Source organism: Bradyrhizobium septentrionale (genome assembly GCF_011516645.4).
Taxonomy (GTDB): domain Bacteria; phylum Pseudomonadota; class Alphaproteobacteria; order Rhizobiales; family Xanthobacteraceae; genus Bradyrhizobium; species Bradyrhizobium septentrionale.
Genome location: NZ_CP088285.1, coordinates 6,826,210 through 6,842,217 on the forward strand (window position 1 = coordinate 6,826,210; position 16,008 = coordinate 6,842,217).

The 16,008-nt window shown below is 65.5% G+C and carries 15 protein-coding genes and 1 pseudogene; 11 read left to right on the forward strand and 5 right to left on the reverse strand.

The features are described 5' to 3' along the window. The first annotated feature begins 213 nt into the window (after window positions 1-213). From cysS to HAP48_RS34075, 4 genes are all read left to right on the forward strand, one after another. Window positions 214-1,614, forward strand: coding sequence for a cysteine--tRNA ligase (cysS, locus tag HAP48_RS34060; protein ID WP_166204198.1), 1,401 nt, complete (start codon window positions 214-216; stop codon window positions 1,612-1,614). After that, window positions 1,611-2,117 carry a GNAT family N-acetyltransferase gene (locus HAP48_RS34065; protein ID WP_166204199.1) on the forward strand — a complete coding sequence of 169 codons (507 nt, stop codon included), beginning with the start codon at window positions 1,611-1,613 and terminating at the stop codon, window positions 2,115-2,117. Before cysS ends, HAP48_RS34065 begins: the two co-directional genes overlap by 4 nt. Further along, window positions 2,114-3,712: a citramalate synthase gene (gene cimA / locus HAP48_RS34070; protein ID WP_166204200.1), complete on the forward strand. Its 1,599-nt coding sequence runs from the start codon at window positions 2,114-2,116 to the stop codon at window positions 3,710-3,712. The genes HAP48_RS34065 and cimA overlap by 4 nt, the downstream gene beginning before the upstream one ends. Before the next feature lie 125 nt (window positions 3,713-3,837). Further along, window positions 3,838-4,215 (forward strand): VOC family protein, encoded by a 378-nt coding sequence (locus HAP48_RS34075; protein WP_166204201.1) that lies wholly within the window; start codon window positions 3,838-3,840, stop codon window positions 4,213-4,215. 177 nt (window positions 4,216-4,392) lie between these two features. On the opposite strand, the gene HAP48_RS34080 is transcribed toward HAP48_RS34075, so the two are convergent. After that, a complete protein-coding gene (locus HAP48_RS34080) occupies window positions 4,393-4,998 on the reverse strand; it encodes an LOG family protein (protein ID WP_166204202.1) in 606 nt (201 codons plus the stop codon). A 237-nt stretch (window positions 4,999-5,235) separates the two neighbouring features. Between HAP48_RS34080 and HAP48_RS34085 the strand changes: the two genes are divergently transcribed. The 4 genes from HAP48_RS34085 (at window position 5,236) to HAP48_RS34100 (ending at window position 10,011) form a co-directional block, all read left to right on the forward strand. Further along, window positions 5,236-7,224, forward strand: a complete 1,989-nt coding sequence (locus HAP48_RS34085) for an ABCB family ABC transporter ATP-binding protein/permease (RefSeq protein WP_166204203.1) — start codon at window positions 5,236-5,238, stop codon at window positions 7,222-7,224. Between the two features lie 141 nt (window positions 7,225-7,365). Beyond that, complete coding sequence (locus HAP48_RS34090; protein WP_166204204.1) at window positions 7,366-8,064, forward strand: phosphatidylserine decarboxylase; 699 nt, start codon at window positions 7,366-7,368, stop codon at window positions 8,062-8,064. Between the two features lie 78 nt (window positions 8,065-8,142). After that, complete coding sequence (pssA, locus tag HAP48_RS34095; protein ID WP_029078561.1) at window positions 8,143-9,021, forward strand: CDP-diacylglycerol--serine O-phosphatidyltransferase; 879 nt, start codon at window positions 8,143-8,145, stop codon at window positions 9,019-9,021. A 270-nt stretch (window positions 9,022-9,291) separates the two neighbouring features. After that, window positions 9,292-10,011, forward strand: a complete 720-nt coding sequence (locus tag HAP48_RS34100) for an RraA family protein (protein WP_166204205.1) — start codon at window positions 9,292-9,294, stop codon at window positions 10,009-10,011. Window positions 10,012-10,074: 63 nt separating this feature from the next. On the opposite strand, the gene HAP48_RS34105 is transcribed toward HAP48_RS34100, so the two are convergent. Both HAP48_RS34105 and HAP48_RS34110 read right to left on the reverse strand, forming a co-directional pair. Further along, window positions 10,075-10,695 (reverse strand): TerC family protein, encoded by a 621-nt coding sequence (locus HAP48_RS34105; protein ID WP_166204206.1) that lies wholly within the window; start codon window positions 10,693-10,695, stop codon window positions 10,075-10,077. Window positions 10,696-10,884: 189 nt separating this feature from the next. After that, a complete protein-coding gene (locus HAP48_RS34110; RefSeq protein WP_224496730.1) occupies window positions 10,885-11,280 on the reverse strand; it encodes a hypothetical protein in 396 nt (131 codons plus the stop codon). A 398-nt stretch (window positions 11,281-11,678) separates the two neighbouring features. On the opposite strand from HAP48_RS34110, the gene HAP48_RS34115 reads away from it, so the two are divergent. Next, window positions 11,679-12,506, forward strand: coding sequence for an SDR family NAD(P)-dependent oxidoreductase (locus tag HAP48_RS34115; protein ID WP_166204207.1), 828 nt, complete (start codon window positions 11,679-11,681; stop codon window positions 12,504-12,506). Here the strand turns inward: HAP48_RS34115 and pdxR are convergent. Beyond that, window positions 12,484-13,938, reverse strand: a complete 1,455-nt coding sequence (gene pdxR / locus HAP48_RS34120; RefSeq protein ID WP_166204208.1) for a MocR-like pyridoxine biosynthesis transcription factor PdxR — start codon at window positions 13,936-13,938, stop codon at window positions 12,484-12,486. The two genes, HAP48_RS34115 and pdxR, sit on opposite strands and share 23 nt — an antisense overlap. Before the next feature lie 88 nt (window positions 13,939-14,026). Between pdxR and HAP48_RS34125 the strand changes: the two genes are divergently transcribed. Continuing rightward, entirely contained in the window at window positions 14,027-14,434 is a 408-nt protein-coding gene (locus tag HAP48_RS34125) for a cupin domain-containing protein (RefSeq protein ID WP_166204209.1), read from the forward strand. Continuing rightward, window positions 14,431-14,898 (forward strand): carboxymuconolactone decarboxylase family protein, encoded by a 468-nt coding sequence (locus tag HAP48_RS34130; RefSeq protein WP_166204210.1) that lies wholly within the window; start codon window positions 14,431-14,433, stop codon window positions 14,896-14,898. Before HAP48_RS34125 ends, HAP48_RS34130 begins: the two co-directional genes overlap by 4 nt. Before the next feature lie 217 nt (window positions 14,899-15,115). On the opposite strand, the pseudogene HAP48_RS34135 reads toward HAP48_RS34130, so the two are convergent. Continuing rightward, a pseudogene (locus HAP48_RS34135) lies at window positions 15,116-16,000 on the reverse strand (IS3 family transposase); the annotation flags it as partial. Window positions 16,001-16,008: the final 8 nt, after the last annotated feature.

The window sequence follows — 16,008 nt, forward strand, 5'->3', positions numbered from 1 at the left end:
GCGTGATTTTGGCCCGCCCCGGGCGCTGCAAATCGCCCGAAAACAGCCCCTTGACGCCATGCAGGGGCATGAGACAGGATGGAACCATGAACGGCCACCTCGCCATCTGCAGCATTTGCCGCGAGATTATTAGCTAGCGATTCGCTGGCTGAGGCCGTCTTTTCTCAATCACCCTGAGATGATCGGACGCCCGGCCGCGAGGACAGGTGATCCATGGAATTGCGCCTTTACGATACGTTGACCCGGGAGAAGCGGCCATTCGTGCCGCTCGATGCCAATAACGTCCGCATGTATGCCTGCGGACCGACGGTCTATGACTTCGCCCATATCGGCAACGGCCGCGCCGCTGTCGTTTTCGACGCGCTGTTCCGCATGCTGCGCCATCGCTATGGCGCCGGCCACGTGACCTATGTCCGGAACATCACCGACGTCGACGACAAGATCAACGTCCGCGCCGCGCGGGATTATCCCGGCGTGCCGCTGAACGAGGCGATCCGCAAGGTCACCGAGCAGACCTATCAGCAATACCAGGACGACGTCACGGCGCTCGGCTGCTTGCCGCCCACGGTGCAGCCGCGCGCCACCGAGCACATCCCGGAGATGCGCGCGATCATCGAGAAGCTGGTCGCCGGCGGCTTTGCCTATGTCGCCGAGGACCACGTGCTGTTCTCGCCGCAGGCGATGAATGCGGCCAATTCGGAGCTGCCGCGCTACGGCGCGCTGTCGAAGCGCTCGCTCGACGAGATGATCGCCGGCGCCCGCGTCGACGTTGCGCCCTACAAGCGCGACAACACCGACTTCGTGCTGTGGAAGCCGTCGAAGCCGGGCGAGCCGTCATGGCCGTCGCCATCAGGCATCGCCGTCGAGGGCCGGCCCGGTTGGCACATCGAGTGCTCGGCGATGGCCTGGAAGCATCTCGGCGAGAAGTTCGACATCCATGGCGGCGGCATCGACCTGGTGTTCCCGCACCATGAGAACGAGCTCGCGCAAACCTGCTGCGCGTTCAACTCCGACCGCATGGCCAATGTCTGGATGCACAACGGCTTCCTGCAGATCGAAAGCGAGAAGATGTCGAAGTCGCTCGGCAACTTCTTCACGATCCGCGATCTCCTGGCCGATTGGCCGGGCGAAGTGCTGCGGCTCAGCATGCTGCGGACGCATTACCGTTCGCCGCTCGACTGGACGCTGAAAAGCGCGGAAGAGGCCGCGAGAACGCTCGACGACTGGTATGCGGTCGCGGCCGACGCCGAGCCCGGCGCGCCGTCGCCGGCGATGGTCGAGGCGCTTTACGACGACCTCAACACGGCGCAGGCGATCGCCGTGCTGCACGGCCTCCGCAATGCCGCATCGGCCAGCGAGCAGAGCCGCAGGGAGTTTGCCGGTTCGCTCCGGCTGCTCGGCTTCCTGTCGGAGAGCGCGGCCGCGTGGGAGGGACGCAAGCAGCAGGCAAGTGGCGTCGATGCTGCCGCCGTCGAGGCGCTGATCGCCGAGCGCACCGCGGCGCGTGCGCGCAAGGACTTCAAGGAGTCCGACCGGATCCGCGATCAGCTCGCCGCGATGGGCGTGGTGATCAAGGATTCCAAGGACGGCACCACCTGGGAGGTTGCGCGATGAGCCGTTCCGCACCCGCATTGCGCCCGTATCTGCCTGACGACGCGCCGCTTCTGGCGGCGATCTTCGCGGCCTCGATCATGGACCTGACCGGCGACGATTACAGCGAGGCGCAGCAGGAAGCCTGGGCGGGGGCCGCCGACGACGAGGAGGCCTTCGGCAAAAAGCTCGCCGGGCAGCTGACGCTGATCGCGACCTTGCAGGGCGCGCCGGTCGGCTTCGCCTCGCTGAAGGGGACCGACACGATCGACATGCTCTATGTGCATCCGAGCGCGGTGGGGCAGGGTGCGGGCAGCGCGCTGTGCGACGCGCTGGAGAAGATCGCCAGCGCCCGCGGCACCAAGGCCCTGAAGGTCGACGCCAGCGATACCGCGCTGGAGTTCTTCCGCAAGCGCGGCTACGTCGCGCAGCAGCGCAATACAGTCACCGTCAACGACGAATGGCTCGCCAACACCACGATGCAGAAGACGCTCGACGGTGTCGCGACCCCGGGAGGCCACGCATGAGCCGCGAACGCCTCTATCTGTTCGACACCACGCTGCGCGACGGCGCGCAGACCAATGGCGTCGATTTCACGCTGCAGGACAAGCAGGTGATCGCGGCGATGCTCGACCAGCTCGGCATCGACTATGTCGAAGGCGGCTATCCCGGCGCCAATCCGACCGACAGCGAGTTCTTCAGCAAGAAGCCCGCCTTCGACCATGCGCGCTTCACTGCCTTCGGCATGACGCGGCGGCCGGGCCGCTCGGCCTCGAACGATCCGGGGCTCGCCGCCATTCTCGAGGCCAGGGCGGATGCGATCTGCTTCGTCGCAAAATCCTCCGCCTACCAGGTCCGCGTCGCGCTCGAGACCACCAACGAGGAGAATCTCGCTTCGATCCGAGACAGCGTCGCCGCCGCAAAGGCGCTCGGCCGCGAAGTGATGGTCGACTGCGAGCATTTCTTCGACGGCTACAAGGAGAACCGCGACTACGCGCTTGCCTGCGCCAAGGCGGCCTATGAGGCCGGCGCGCGCTGGGTGGTGCTGTGCGACACCAATGGCGGCACCATGCCGCATGAGGTCGAGACCATCGTCGGCGACGTGATCAAGCATGTGCCGGGCGCCAACCTTGGCATCCATGCGCATAATGATACCGAGCAGGCGGTGGCCAATTCGCTCGCCGCTGTGCGCGCCGGCGCGCGGCAGATCCAGGGCACGCTCAACGGCCTCGGCGAGCGCTGCGGCAACGCCAACCTCTGCTCGCTGATCCCGACCTTGAAGCTGAAGCAGGAGTTTGCCGACAAGTTCGAGATCGGCGTCACCACGGAAAAAATGGCGACGCTGATGAAGGTGTCGCGCACGCTCGACGACATGCTGAACCGCGCCCCCAATCGCCATGCGGCCTATGTCGGCGAGAGCGCCTTCGTCACCAAGACCGGCATCCATGCCTCCGCGGTGATGAAGGATCCGCAGACCTACGAGCACGTGCTGCCGGATTTGGTCGGCAATCACCGCAAGGTGCTGGTGTCAGACCAGGCCGGCCGCTCCAACGTGATGGCCGAGCTCGACCGCGCCGGCATCGTCTATGACAAGGGCGATCCGCGGCTGACCCGTCTGGTCGAGGAGCTGAAGGAGCGCGAGGCTACGGGGTTCGCCTATGAATCCGCCAACGCCTCGTTCGAGCTGTTGGCGCGGCGCACGCTCGGCAAGGTGCCGGAATATTTCAAGGTCGAGCAGTTCGACGTCAATGTCGAGCAGCGCTACAACGCCAACGGCCAGCGCGTCACGGTGGCGCTCGCGGTGGTGAAGGTCGACGTCGACGGTGAGCGGCTGATCTCGGCCGCCGAAGGCAACGGTCCGGTCAACGCGCTCGACGTCGCGCTGCGCAAGGATCTCGGCAAGTACCAGAAATATATCGACGGGCTGAAGCTGATCGATTACCGCGTGCGAATCCTCAATGGCGGCTCCGAGGCGGTCACGCGCGTGCTGATCGAGAGCGAGGACGAGACCGGCGACAGCTGGATCACGGTCGGCGTGTCGCCCAACATCATCGATGCCTCGTTCCAGGCGCTGATGGATTCATTGGTCTACAAGCTGGTGAAGTCGGGCGCGCCGGTGTAGGCCGGCGTGCAAGTGTATCGCATCGTCATTGCGAGGAGCGATAGCGACGAAGCAATCCATTTCTCAGCGTGCGGCCCGATGGATTGCTTCGCTTCGCTCGCAATGACGGTTGGAAGGGAGGGCACATGATCGACCACGTCTCCGTCGGCGTCCGCGATCTCGAACGCGCCGCGCAGTTCTATGAACCGACGCTGGCCGCGCTCAGCTTGACCCGTCTGGTCACGCGGCCGGCAACGATCGGCTTCGGCAAGGCCTATCCCGAATTCTGGATCAATCTGCGCGCCACGATGGCGCAGGTCGCGCATGAGAGCGGCAGCCATATCTGCCTGCGCGCCAAGACCACCGCGGAGGTCGATGCCTTCCATGCCGCCGCGCTGGCCTCCGGCGGCTTATCCGATGGTGCCCCCGGCCTGCGCCCGCACGACCGCGTGCGCTACTACGCCGCCTTCGTCCTCGACCCCGACGGCAATCGCATCGAGGCCGTGACGTTTCCGAGCGAGTAGGGCTTCGATACGCGGCGAAGATTCCAAACCCGTCATCCTGAGGTGCGAGCGGAGCGAGCCTCGAAGGATGAATCGGCCACCAGCCGGGCCGTGCATCCTTCGAGACGCGCTGCGCGCTCCTCAGGATGACGGGAAGGAGGCTGATGCGAGCCGAAGAGGTCGCTGGAGTGTTCTCGCCTACAGCCGCCGCGCCACTTCCGGCGCGAGTTCCTTCGCGGCTTCCGGCGTGCGCGCCACCGCCGAGCGCAGCCGCGGCAGGATGTCGTCGACGCGGTCGGCCATCAGGACGTTGATCGGCAGCGTCGCGCGGATGAATTCGGTCGTGCGCATGTGGCTCAGCAGCGAGAGCAGGGGTTCCCAGAAGCCATCAATATTGGCGAGCAGGATCGGTTTGTGGTGACGGCCCAGTTGCTGCCAGGTCAATTGCTCGACCAGCTCCTCCAGCGTGCCGATGCCGCCGGGCAGCGCCACGAACGCATCCGAACGTTCGAACATCAGGCGCTTGCGCTCATGCATGTCGGGCGTGACGATCATCTCCTGAACCGAGGTCAGCGCGTTCTCGCGCGCGCGCAGGAATTCGGGAATGATGCCGGTGACGGAGCCGCCATGATCGAGGGTGGATTTTGCGACCGCGCCCATCAGGCCGATCGAGCCGCCGCCATAGACCAGGCGCACGTTGTTGTCGGCAAAGCTCTTGCCGAGCGCGACGGCAGCTTCGATGAAGCGGGGATTGTTACCGGGGCCGGAGCCGCAATAGACACAGACAGTCTTGATTTGGTTCATACGTTCCTTGTGGCATTGCAGCGTAAACAGGGTCAAGACTCGCATATGGGGATTAAGGGTCAAAAAATCCCGTAAATTCCCGCGAATCGCGAACAATTTTCGTCATAAGCCTGTACGCCGCATTCAAACGATCTATATGACGGGCACAATGGCAAATCGTGGAAAAGCTGTGGCAGCGGACCGCCGCGCCGGCATGGCAGTGCTCTTCATCACCCTCCTGGCGCGGGCGGGCTCCTGATGGTGCCGCCGCAACCCAATGTGACCGCTGCTGCGCCGCCCGCGGCCGCGGCGCCGGCCGTCGAGAAGGGGACGCTGCTCGGCACGCTCGTTCATCTCTGGCCCTATATCTGGCCGGGCGATCGCGCCGATCTGAAGACGCGCGTGATCTGGTCGGTGGTGCTGCTGCTGTTCGCCAAGCTCGCGACGCTGTCGGTGCCGTTCACCTTCAAATGGGCGATCGATGCGCTGAACGGCACGGGCTCGGCGCCGGTCGCGCCGTCGAACTGGGTGGTGTGGCTGATCGCCTCTCCGGTGCTGATGACGATCAGCTACGGCGCGGTGCGCATCATCATGGCGGTGCTGACGCAGTGGCGCGACGGCATCTTCGCCCGCGTCGCGATGCATGCGGTGCGGCGGCTTGCCTACATCACCTTCGTGCACATGCACGAATTGTCGCTGCGCTTCCATCTCGAGCGCAAGACCGGCGGCCTGACCCGCGTGCTGGAGCGCGGCCGCTCCGGCATCGAGACCATCGTGCGGATGGTGATCCTGCAGCTGATCCCGACCATCGTCGAGGTCGCGCTGCTGGCGGCCGTGCTGCTCTGGCAGTTCGACTGGCGCTACGTGCTCGCCGTGCTGCTGACCGTCGTCGTGTTCATGTACTTCACCTACATCGCGACCGAGTGGCGGATCGAGATCCGCCGCAAGATGAACGACTCGGATACCGAGGCGAACACCAAGGCGATCGACTCGCTGCTCAACTACGAGACGGTGAAGTATTTCGGCGCTGAGGAACGCGAGGCCAGCCGCTACGACCGCTCGATGGAGCGCTACGAGCAGGCCAGCGTGAAGACCTATACCTCGCTTGCGGTGCTCAACACCGGGCAGGCGATCATCTTCACCGCGGGCCTGACCGCGACCATGCTGATGTGCGCGTTCGGCATCCGCAACGGCACCCACACCGTCGGCGATTTCGTGCTGATCAATTCGATGATGATCCAGCTCTACCAGCCCTTGAATTTCATGGGCATGGTCTATCGCGAGATCAAGCAGGCGATCATCGACATCGAGAAGATGTTCGACGTGCTGGAGCGCAATCCCGAGGTCAAGGATTTGCCGGGCGCGAAGCCGCTCGCGGTGTCCACAGGCAGCGTGCGCTTCGAGGATGTCCGCTTCGCCTACGAGCCCGACCGGGCGATCCTTAAAGGTCTGAGCTTCGAGGTGCCGGCCGGCAAGACGGTCGCGATCGTCGGTCCCTCCGGCGCCGGCAAGTCGACGATCTCGCGGCTGCTGTTCCGGCTCTACGACGTTTCGAGCGGCCGCATCCTGATCGACGGGCAGGACATCAAGACCGTGACGCAGGCCTCGCTGCGATCGGCGATCGGCATGGTGCCGCAGGACACCGTGCTGTTCAACGACACCATCCGCTACAACATCCGCTACGGCCGCTGGGACGCCAGCAATGAGGAGGTCGAGGAGGCGGCGCGGCTGGCGCAGATCGACGGCTTCATCCGGATGTCGCCGCAGGGCTATGAGACCCAGGTCGGCGAGCGGGGTCTAAAACTCTCCGGCGGCGAGAAGCAGCGCGTCGCGATCGCGCGCACGGTGCTGAAGGCGCCGCCGATCCTGGTGCTGGACGAGGCGACGTCTGCGCTCGACAGCCACACCGAGCACGAGATCCAGGGCGCGCTGGAGCGGGTGTCGCGCAACCGCACCTCGCTGGTGATCGCGCATCGGCTCTCGACCATCGTCGGCGCCGACGAGATCATCGTGCTGGACCAGGGTCGGATCGCCGAGCGCGGCACCCATGCGCGGCTTTTGGGCGCCGGCGGCCTCTACGCCAGCATGTGGAACCGGCAGCGCGAGGCCGAGGAGGCCCGCGAACGGCTCGCCCAGGTCGATGACGACGGCCCGGCGCCGAATCGCCTGCCGCCGCCGGTCACCGAATCCTCTGACGATTCCACCCCGGTTGCGGGTGAGAAGCCCTTGCCGACCGCCGCGGAATAGTCGATTTAGGGCATGATCCGGAAAAGTGCGAAGCGGTTTTCCGAAAAGATCATGCTTAAACAACCAACTAAAGCGCGATGATCCCATCGCGCTTTAGGGCCTCTCCCGCCAAACCGGGTGGGGAAACGCAAGCGAGCTTTGATGTCGATCGCCAATTCCATCCGCGCGCAGATCCCGCCGATCCACCCCGAGGGTTATCCGTTCATCGGCGGATTCGCGCTGGCGAGCCTGATCCTGTTCTGGATCTGGACCCCGCTGGGCTGGATCGGGACGCTGCTCACGGTCTGGTGCGCGCTATTCTTCCGCGATCCCGTCCGCGTGACGCCGTTGCGCGACGGCATCGTGGTGTCGCCGGCCGATGGCCGCGTCTCGATGGTGGTGCAGGCGCTGCCGCCGGCCGAACTCGGCCTCGGCGACAAGCCTTTGCCGCGCGTCTCGGTGTTCATGAGCGTGTTCAACTGCCATGTGAACCGCAGCCCGGTGGTCGGCCGCATCGACCGCATCGCCTATCGGCCCGGCGCGTTCATCAATGCCGAGCTCGACAAGGCGAGCGAGGACAATGAGCGCAATTCGCTTATTATCTCGAACGCCAACGGGCGCATCGGCGTGGTCCAGATCGCGGGCCTGGTGGCGCGCCGCATCGTCTGCTTCGTCAAGGAAGGCCAGTCGATCGGCGCCGGCGAGCGCTTCGGCCTGATCCGCTTCGGCTCGCGGCTCGACGTCTATCTGCCTGAAGGCACCAAGGCTTTGGTCTCCGAGGGCCAGACCGCGGTTGCCGGCGAGACGATTTTGGCGGATTTCCGCGGCGCCGATCCGGGCCGCACCTACCGCGCCGATTAACTCTGTTTCGCCCGCCCAATCAGCCGGTTCCCGCCGCAATGGCGGAGTCGGGGCATGCTTGCTATATTGCCAAGCATGATGCCATCCGATCCCAATTCCACCGAGTTTCGCCGCCGCCGGTTCCGCCCGATCCCGGTGCGGATGCTGGTGCCGAACATGATCACGCTGCTGGCGATCTGCGCCGGCCTCACCGCGATCCGGCTCTCGACGGAAGGGCGGATGGAGCTTGCGGTCGCCGCCATCGTGTTCGCCGCGATCCTCGACGGCATCGACGGCCGCGTCGCGCGGCTGATCAAGGGCCAATCGAAATTCGGCGCCGAGCTCGACAGCCTTGCCGACTTCGTCAATTTCGGCGTCGCGCCGGGCCTGATCCTGTATTTCTGGACGCTGCATGAACTGAACAATGGCGGCTGGATAGCCGCGATGGTGTTTGCGATCTCCGGCGGCCTGCGGCTGGCGCGCTTCAACGCCTCGATCGACGATCCGAACAAGCCGGCCTTCGCCGCCAACTATTTCACCGGCGTGCCGGCGCCGGCCGGCGCGATTACCGTGCTGCTGCCGATCTATCTCGCCTTCCTCGGCGTGCCGATGCCGCCGGCGACGCTGACCGCGTTCTACACGCTCCTGATCGCGTTCCTGATGGTATCGCGGCTGCCGGTATTCTCCGGCAAGACCGTGAAGATGCGCGTGCCGCCGGAGATGGTGCTGCCGGTGTTCGTTGCCGTGGTATTCTTTGTCGCGCTGTTGATCGGCTATCCCTGGCACATCCTGTCGGCCGGCTCGGTGCTGTATCTGATCAGCCTGCCCTGGGGCTGGAAATCCTATCGCGACCAGGAGCGCAGCCTCGCCGCGCAGACGCAGGCGGCGGGTGCAGCCGCGCCGGCATCGGCTGCCGCGCCCTACGCGGCACCGGCCGCGGAGAGTGACCGGGACGATCGTCCGACGCATTTGCATTGAAGCCTCTCTCTGACCCGTCATCCCGCGCAAAGGCTTCGCCTTTGTCGCTGGAGGTGCGCGTAGCGCGTCTCGAAGGATGCACGGCCACCAGCCGGGCCGTCGACCCTTCGAGGGCCGCTGAAGCGGCGGCCACCTCAGGGTGACGGTGATAGAGCTGGTTGCGTCTTCCCAAATATCAGCCATGAGCGTGGCTCGGTTGGGTTCGTCGCCGATCTCGGCTATAGGCCTAAGACCGGCCAGCGAACGCCAAAAAATCAGGAGAGAAACGCCGTGACGACATCCGCTTCCGCCCCGCTTCCTGCCTCCGTCCTTGAAGCGTTGGCGCGCTACGACACGCCGACGATCTGCAACGCGATGGAGATCGTCGCGCCGGAGCGCCGTCTGATCGGCTACACGGTGAAGCCGCTGGTCTGCCCGTTCCCGACGCTGCCGCCGATCGTCGGCTATGCGCGCACGGTGGCGATCCGCTCGGTGTTGAAGTCCGGCCTCTCGGCCGAGGAGCAGTCGAAGCGCCGCATCGAATATTACGAATATGTCGGCACCGGTTTTGGTCCGCGCATCTCCGTGATCCAGGACATCGACGGTCCCGACGTCGGCTACGGCGCGTTCTGGGGTGAGGTGCAGAGCAACGTGCACAAGGCGCTCGGCTGCCTCGGCGTCATCACCGACGGCTCGATCCGCGACATTCCGCAATGGGCCCCGGGCTTCCAGGCGCTGGCCGGCTCGATCGGCCCGTCGCACGCCTGGGTGCATGCCGAGAGCTTCGGCGGCGAGGTTCGCGTCGCCGGGATGACGGTGCGCTCCGACGATCTGATCCACGCCGACAGCCACGGCGCGATCGTGATCCCCTACGAGATCGCGGCCAAACTGCCGGAAGCCGCCGAACTCTGCGGCCGCCGCGAGACCCCGATCCTGGACATCGCGCGCTCCAAGGATTTTACGCTCGAGAAGCTGAAGGATGCGCTGAAGCGCTCGGCGGAGATTCACTGAGGCAGCATGCGCTGTCGATTTGCGGAATGGCGGGCCACGAGGCCCGCCGTTTTGCCTTCAGCCTCACGCCGGCGCGACCTTCGCGATCTCGGATGCGCCGCGCACCGTCATGTCGATCGCGACATAGAGGATCACGGCGAGGCCGACATAGGCGATCCAGCGGTGGTTCTGCAGCAGTTTTGCGATGAAGCTGGCGGCCGCGCCCATCATCGCGATCGAGAGCGCCAGCCCGAACACCAGCACGATCGGCTGCTCGCGCGCTGCACCTGCCACGGCCAGCACGTTGTCGAGCGACATCGAGACGTCGGCGACGATGATCTGGGTCGTCGCCTGCAGCAGCGTCTTGCGCGGCGCCTCGGTCCCGTCGGCGCCATGCGCGGCCGTGGTCTCGTGTTCGATGGCGCGCAGCTCGCGCCACATCTTCCAGCATACCCACAGCAGCAGGATGCCGCCGGCCAATAGCAGGCCGACGATCTGCATCAGTTGTGTGGTGACAAGGGCGAACAGGATGCGCAGCAGCGTGGCGGCGCCGATGCCGATCAGGATCGCCTTGCCGCGTTGCTTCTGCGGCAGGCCGGCCGCGGCAAGGCCGATCACGACGGCGTTGTCGCCGGCCAGCACGAGGTCGATGACGACGACTTGCAGCAAGGCGCTGAGGGCGTCGAGTGAAAACAGGTCGGACATGGATCTTGCTCCCCTTGAGGTCGGGGAGTGGACCGGTTCGACGACGCCGGCTGTTGCCGTCATGCGGACGGAAAATCCGCCACGACGCTGGTCACGTCGTGGGTCGAAGCAGGGCCACTCCAACTGAGTTCCAGTCCGACATCGCAGCTTGTGGCTGCCAGAGGGGCCCGGCCTGGGATTATGGTCGCGTTACCGACGCAGCGCGGCCTGTTCCTCGAAGAACAGCGCCGCCTGATCCGGCTCGCCGAGGATCGCCGCCGCGCACCCCATGAAGGTGAACGCCCCGGCAAAATCCCACAGCGTGAGGTTCGCCACGCTGCTGCGCACGTGGATCACGCACGCAGCCATCGCGGCAATGGCTGCCTCGGCGAACAACAGCAGGCTGAGCGCGGGCAGCACGAGTGCGGGCTCAACCAGACGGACCGTCAGGATGATCGGCAGCGCGGTGAGCACGCCGAACAGCAGGAGCATGCCGTACGGCTCCAGCGAGGGAGCCTTTCGCAAAATCCGGTCTGGAATGGTCGAGGACATTTCGATCCCTGCCGATCCTTGCCGACCCTTGCCGATCCCGGCCTTGTCGTTCATTTCGACGATATCAGAACGCATTCACCTTGACGCGCGGCGCGGCGCCGCGCGACTGCAGGTCGCACGACAAGCTGACCATGCAGGCATCGTATTTGCTTTGGTCAGCGCCCTTGGGGCCGTCTTTCTGCGCGGATGAGGTCGTGTTTGGTGATAAAATCCGGAACCATCACGGCGACAAGCGGCGCCTGCGGCGCGTCAGGAACCAGGAGGCCGAGCAGATGCGCGACTGCCGAACGGGCCATGCGGCCGCTCTGGGTGACCATGGAGCGGGAGGCCCTGGGCCAGCCATGATGGACGCCGTTTTGGCGCCGCCGGCCGCGTGGCATACCATGGCAATGTCCGCTAGGGGCCTTTATCTTCGGTGGCAGCGCTGGGCGTACGATCGAAGGGCAATTTCGATGAATATGGCAGGCAAGACGGTGCTGATCACCGGTTCCACCGATGGCGTCGGCCGCTACGTCGCGATGAAGCTGGCTTCCGCCGGCGCCCGGGTGCTGATCCACGGCCGCGATACCAAGCGAGCGCAGACCTTGGCCGACGAGATCAAGCGGGTCTCCGGCCGCGAGCCGATGTTCTATCAGGCCGATCTGTCCTCGCTCGCCGAGGTCCGCGAGTTCGCCCAGCTGGTGCTCGACGATCAGGAGCGGCTCGACGTGTTCATCAGCAACGCCGGCATCGGCTCGCAGAATGAGGGGCCGGCACGGCAGACCAGTAAGGACGGCCACGAGCTGCGCTTCGCCGTGAACTATCTCGCGGGCTTCCTGCTCGCGCATCTGCTGCTGCCGCGGCTCAAGGCGAGTGCGCCTGCGCGCATCGTCAATGTCGCCTCGCTCGGCCAGCACCCGATCGATTTCGACGACGTGATGATCACCAGGAACTACAGCGGTGCGCGCGCCTATGCGCAGAGCAAGCTGTCGCAGATCATGTTCACCATCGACCTTGCCGCGGAGCTCGAAGGCTCCGGCGTGACCGTCAATGCGCTGCACCCGGCGACCTACATGAACACCACGATGGTGCGTGCCAGCGGCGCGACGCCGATCTCGACCGTCGAAAAGGGCGGCGACGCCATCCTGCGTCTGGTCCATGACGACGATGTCGCAAGCCAAAGCGGGCTGTTCTTCGACGGCAGGCGCGAGGTGCGCGCGCATGCCCAGGCCTATGACGCCGAGGCGCGCAGGCGGTTGCGGGCGCTGAGTCTGGCGCTTACCGGCTTGCGGGCTTCCTGACGCGGCGTGACGCCGGCGCGCCATGGGTGCGGTCTTGAGCGCGGATCGCCTCGAACAGACGCTTGCAGGCGGCCTGAACGCCGCGATCGGGCACCGTTGCAATGCCGAGCAGCAGGCCGGGCTGCGCGCGTTTCGGTGAGACATACCAGGGCGAGAGCGGGGCGGGCGCCAGCCCGTGCGCGAGCACCTGCCGCGCAATCGCGACGTCGTCGGTCTTGTCCGGCAGCGTCAGCATCACCGCGAGGCCTGCAACCCGCACATCGTTGCTCCACGTCCGCAGCGCAGCCGTCAGCGCATCGCGGCTGTCGCAATAGGCCCGCTTGGTTCGCCGGAGATGGCGGATGTAGTGACCATCGCGCATGAACTCCGCGGTCGAAAGCTGCACCGCCGGTCCGGGGGCAGGGGCGAGACAGGTCGCCACATCGGCGAACTGCGCCGCCAGCGCTTCAGGGGCAACCAGGAAGCCGAGGCGAAGCGTCGGCGAGATCGTCTTGCTGAAGGAACCGAGATGGATTACGCGGCCGGCAGCATCGATCGAGGCGAGTGCGGGCGCGGCGCGGCCGTCGAGCTGCAACTCGCCGAGATAGTCGTCCTCGATGATCCAGGCGCCGGCCTGCGCGGCCCAGTCGAGCAGCTGGGCGCGACGCCTCAGTGACAGCGGGGGGCCGAGCGGCGCCTGCTGTCCCGGCGTCACGACCGCGAGCGCCGCGTCGGGCGCGTGCCGCAGGCCGTGCTCGACATCGACGCCATTGGCATCGACCGGGATCGCCACCGGCTCCAGCCGGGCGAGCTCGAGCCCCTTTCGGGTCAAGGGAAATCCCGGGTCTTCCAGCCATGCGCGGCGGCCTTCGAGGCCGAGCACGCGCAGCGCAAGGCCGAGCCCGCCGCTGAAGCCCGACGTGATGACGATCTGCGCGGGCGAGCATTCAAGCCCGCGCGCGATCGCAAGGTGGGCTGCGATCTCGCGCCGGAATTCGATCTCGCCGCGCGGATCGATGGTGCGCGTCACCGCGCTCAATTCCGCCCGCACGGCGCGTGCGCGGATTCGCGCCAGCAGTTTCGCGGGCAGGGTCTCTTGCGCGGGGACACCCATCCGGAAGATGCCCTGACCGCTCAAATCCTGAAACATCTCCACGACCGAGCCGGGAACGACCGGCGCGTCGGGCTTCGCCGCTTTCCTCGGCCGCATCGCGACGGTGGTGCCGTTCGCCTTCGACGACACGATGTGCTGCGCGTCCGCCAGCCTGTCGTAGGCCGCCCGCACCGTGCCGCGCGCGACGCCGAGCTGGGCGGCGAGATCGAGCCATGACGGCAGCCGGGCGCCCGGCACCAGCACGCCATTGTCGATCGCCGCTGCAATCGCCCTGCGAATCTGCTCGGACAGCGGCGTCCGGCCTGAGCGGTCGAGCGCGATGGGAAGCGGGTTTGGCATAGCCCGTGGTACACCAATTCGGTTCATTCTTGGTGCTTCATTTTGGCCGCGTGCGCCCGCATCTATCCGATAGCAATGGAGGCATCAGATGAAGACCCTATGGACGACGCTGCTGGCCTGCGCGGTTTTTGCGACCCCTGCGATGGCGCAATCGGTGACGCCGAAATTCGAGCACGCAATCACCAACATTCCCGGCAAGTCGCTGATCGCGGTCGAGGTCAACTTCCCGCCGGGCGAGCCGTCGGCACCGCACCATCACGCCAAGTCGGCATTCCTCTATGTCTACGTCCTGCAGGGCGCGATCGAGAGCCAGCTGGAGGGCGAGGCGGCGCACATCTACCGCGCCGGGGACAGCTTCTTCGAGCCGCCCGGCGCGCATCACGTGCTCGGCCGAAACGCCAGCGCGACCGAACCGGCGAAGCTGCTTGCAGTGTTCGTCGTCGACAGCAACGACAAGGCGCTGACCGTCTTCGACAAGGAAGGACACAAGCAGTGACCATGCGGATCGATTACAACAAGGCCGCGCCCGCCGGCATCAAGGCGCTCGGCGGCGTCTACGGTTACATCACGCAGTCTGGGCTCTCAGCGGCGCTGGTCGAACTGGTCTATCTGCGCATCTCGCAGATCAACGGCTGCGCCTACTGCCTCGACATGCACACGCGCAGCCTGCAGAAAATGGGTGTCAAGATCGAGAAGCTGGCGCTGCTGCAAGTCTGGCGCGAGGCGGAGACGCTGTTCGACGCCGAGGAGCGCGCCGCGCTGGCCTGGGCCGAAACCGTCACGCGCGTCGCCGAGACCGCGATCCCGGACGCGGACTATCAGGCGGCTCGCGCGGTGTTCAACGAGAAGCAGCTGGTCGACCTGACCATCGCGATCGGTCTGATGAACACCTACAACCGGATCGCGATCGGCTTCCGCAATCCGCCGCAAGCGGTGGTCGAGCATTCGGCCGCGGCGTGATTGCGCAAATCTCGTAGGGTGGGTTAGCCGCCCACGAGTGCGGTCGTTCGACAAGCGATGGTGGAAGGCGTAACCCACCATCCTTGTTGCGCGCAAGATGGTGGGTTACGCGGAGTTTATCATCGGGCCGCGCTTCGCGCAGACCCGTTGGCTAACCCACCCTCATATGGGGATTTGTAAGTCAAGCTTTGATCTTCCCCCGAAAAAGTGGACAGGGTTAAGCTGGTTTTAGCTCCATCTCGATCGGGGCGAGGTACCCGATGGCGGAATGGAGTCGAGTTCGATTGTAGAAGCCCTCAATGAAGGCGAAGATATCGCGCTGGGCCTCGGCCCGGGTCTCATATTGGCGATGATGAACGAGCTCGGTCTTCAGGGTATGGAAGAAGCTCTCCATCGGGGCATTGTCGTAGCAGTCGGCTTTGCGGCTCATTGATGCCGTGATGCCGGCGGCCGACAGGATCGCGCGATAGTCCTGTGAGGCGTACTGCACGCCGCGATCGGAGTGATGGATCAATCCGCCTTCCGGATGCTGCTGCTGGATTGCCATCTTCAAGGCGGACGAGGCGAGTTCGACCTGCATGTGATCCCGCATCGCCCAACCGACGATCTTGCGGCTGAAGAGGTCCATGATGGCCGCCAGGTAGAGCCAGCCCTCTGCAGTCGGAATGTAGGTAATATCGGCGAGCCAGATCCGGTTTGGGGCCGCGGCTGCAAAATGACGTTCGATGAGGTTCGGCGCGATCGGCAGGCCGTGGCGGCTGTCGGTGGTCCGAACGCGACGCGGTGATGCCATGATGGCGCGGATGCCGTGCCGATGCATCAAGCGTTCGATCCGGCCACGGCTGGCGCCACGTCCCTGTACCCGCAGAGCGGCATGGACCCGCGGACTGCCATAGCGTCCGCCACTGTCTTGATGGACCTGTCGGATCGCAGCCAGCAGCGCGGCATTGGTGGTTGCGCGTGCGTTTACCGGGCGCTCACGCCAAGCGTAATAGCCGGCCGCCGAGACCCCGAGCACGGCGCACATCAGCCGCACCGGATAGGCGTCGCGATGGTCCTCAATGAAGCGGAAGCTCATGTCCGGGTTCCGGCAAAGATCGCGATCGACTT

Bases quoted from the DNA above. Each gene is read 5' to 3' on its own strand.
- cysS (WP_166204198.1), top strand. From the start codon at position 214: ATGGAATTGCGCCTTTACGATACGTTGACCCGGGAGAAGCGGCCATTC.
- cimA (WP_166204200.1), top strand. From the start codon at position 2,114: ATGAGCCGCGAACGCCTCTATCTGTTCGACACCACGCTGCGCGACGGC.
- HAP48_RS34115 (WP_166204207.1), top strand. From the start codon at position 11,679: ATGAATATGGCAGGCAAGACGGTGCTGATCACCGGTTCCACCGATGGC.
- pssA (WP_029078561.1), top strand. From the start codon at position 8,143: ATGCCATCCGATCCCAATTCCACCGAGTTTCGCCGCCGCCGGTTCCGC.
- HAP48_RS34125 (WP_166204209.1), top strand. From the start codon at position 14,027: ATGAAGACCCTATGGACGACGCTGCTGGCCTGCGCGGTTTTTGCGACC.
- pdxR (WP_166204208.1), bottom strand. From the start codon at position 13,938: ATGCCAAACCCGCTTCCCATCGCGCTCGACCGCTCAGGCCGGACGCCG.
- HAP48_RS34080 (WP_166204202.1), bottom strand. From the start codon at position 4,998: ATGAACCAAATCAAGACTGTCTGTGTCTATTGCGGCTCCGGCCCCGGT.
- HAP48_RS34085 (WP_166204203.1), top strand. From the start codon at position 5,236: ATGGTGCCGCCGCAACCCAATGTGACCGCTGCTGCGCCGCCCGCGGCC.
- HAP48_RS34075 (WP_166204201.1), top strand. From the start codon at position 3,838: ATGATCGACCACGTCTCCGTCGGCGTCCGCGATCTCGAACGCGCCGCG.
- HAP48_RS34065 (WP_166204199.1), top strand. From the start codon at position 1,611: ATGAGCCGTTCCGCACCCGCATTGCGCCCGTATCTGCCTGACGACGCG.
- HAP48_RS34110 (WP_224496730.1), bottom strand. From the start codon at position 11,280: ATGAACGACAAGGCCGGGATCGGCAAGGGTCGGCAAGGATCGGCAGGG.
- HAP48_RS34090 (WP_166204204.1), top strand. From the start codon at position 7,366: ATGTCGATCGCCAATTCCATCCGCGCGCAGATCCCGCCGATCCACCCC.
- HAP48_RS34105 (WP_166204206.1), bottom strand. From the start codon at position 10,695: ATGTCCGACCTGTTTTCACTCGACGCCCTCAGCGCCTTGCTGCAAGTC.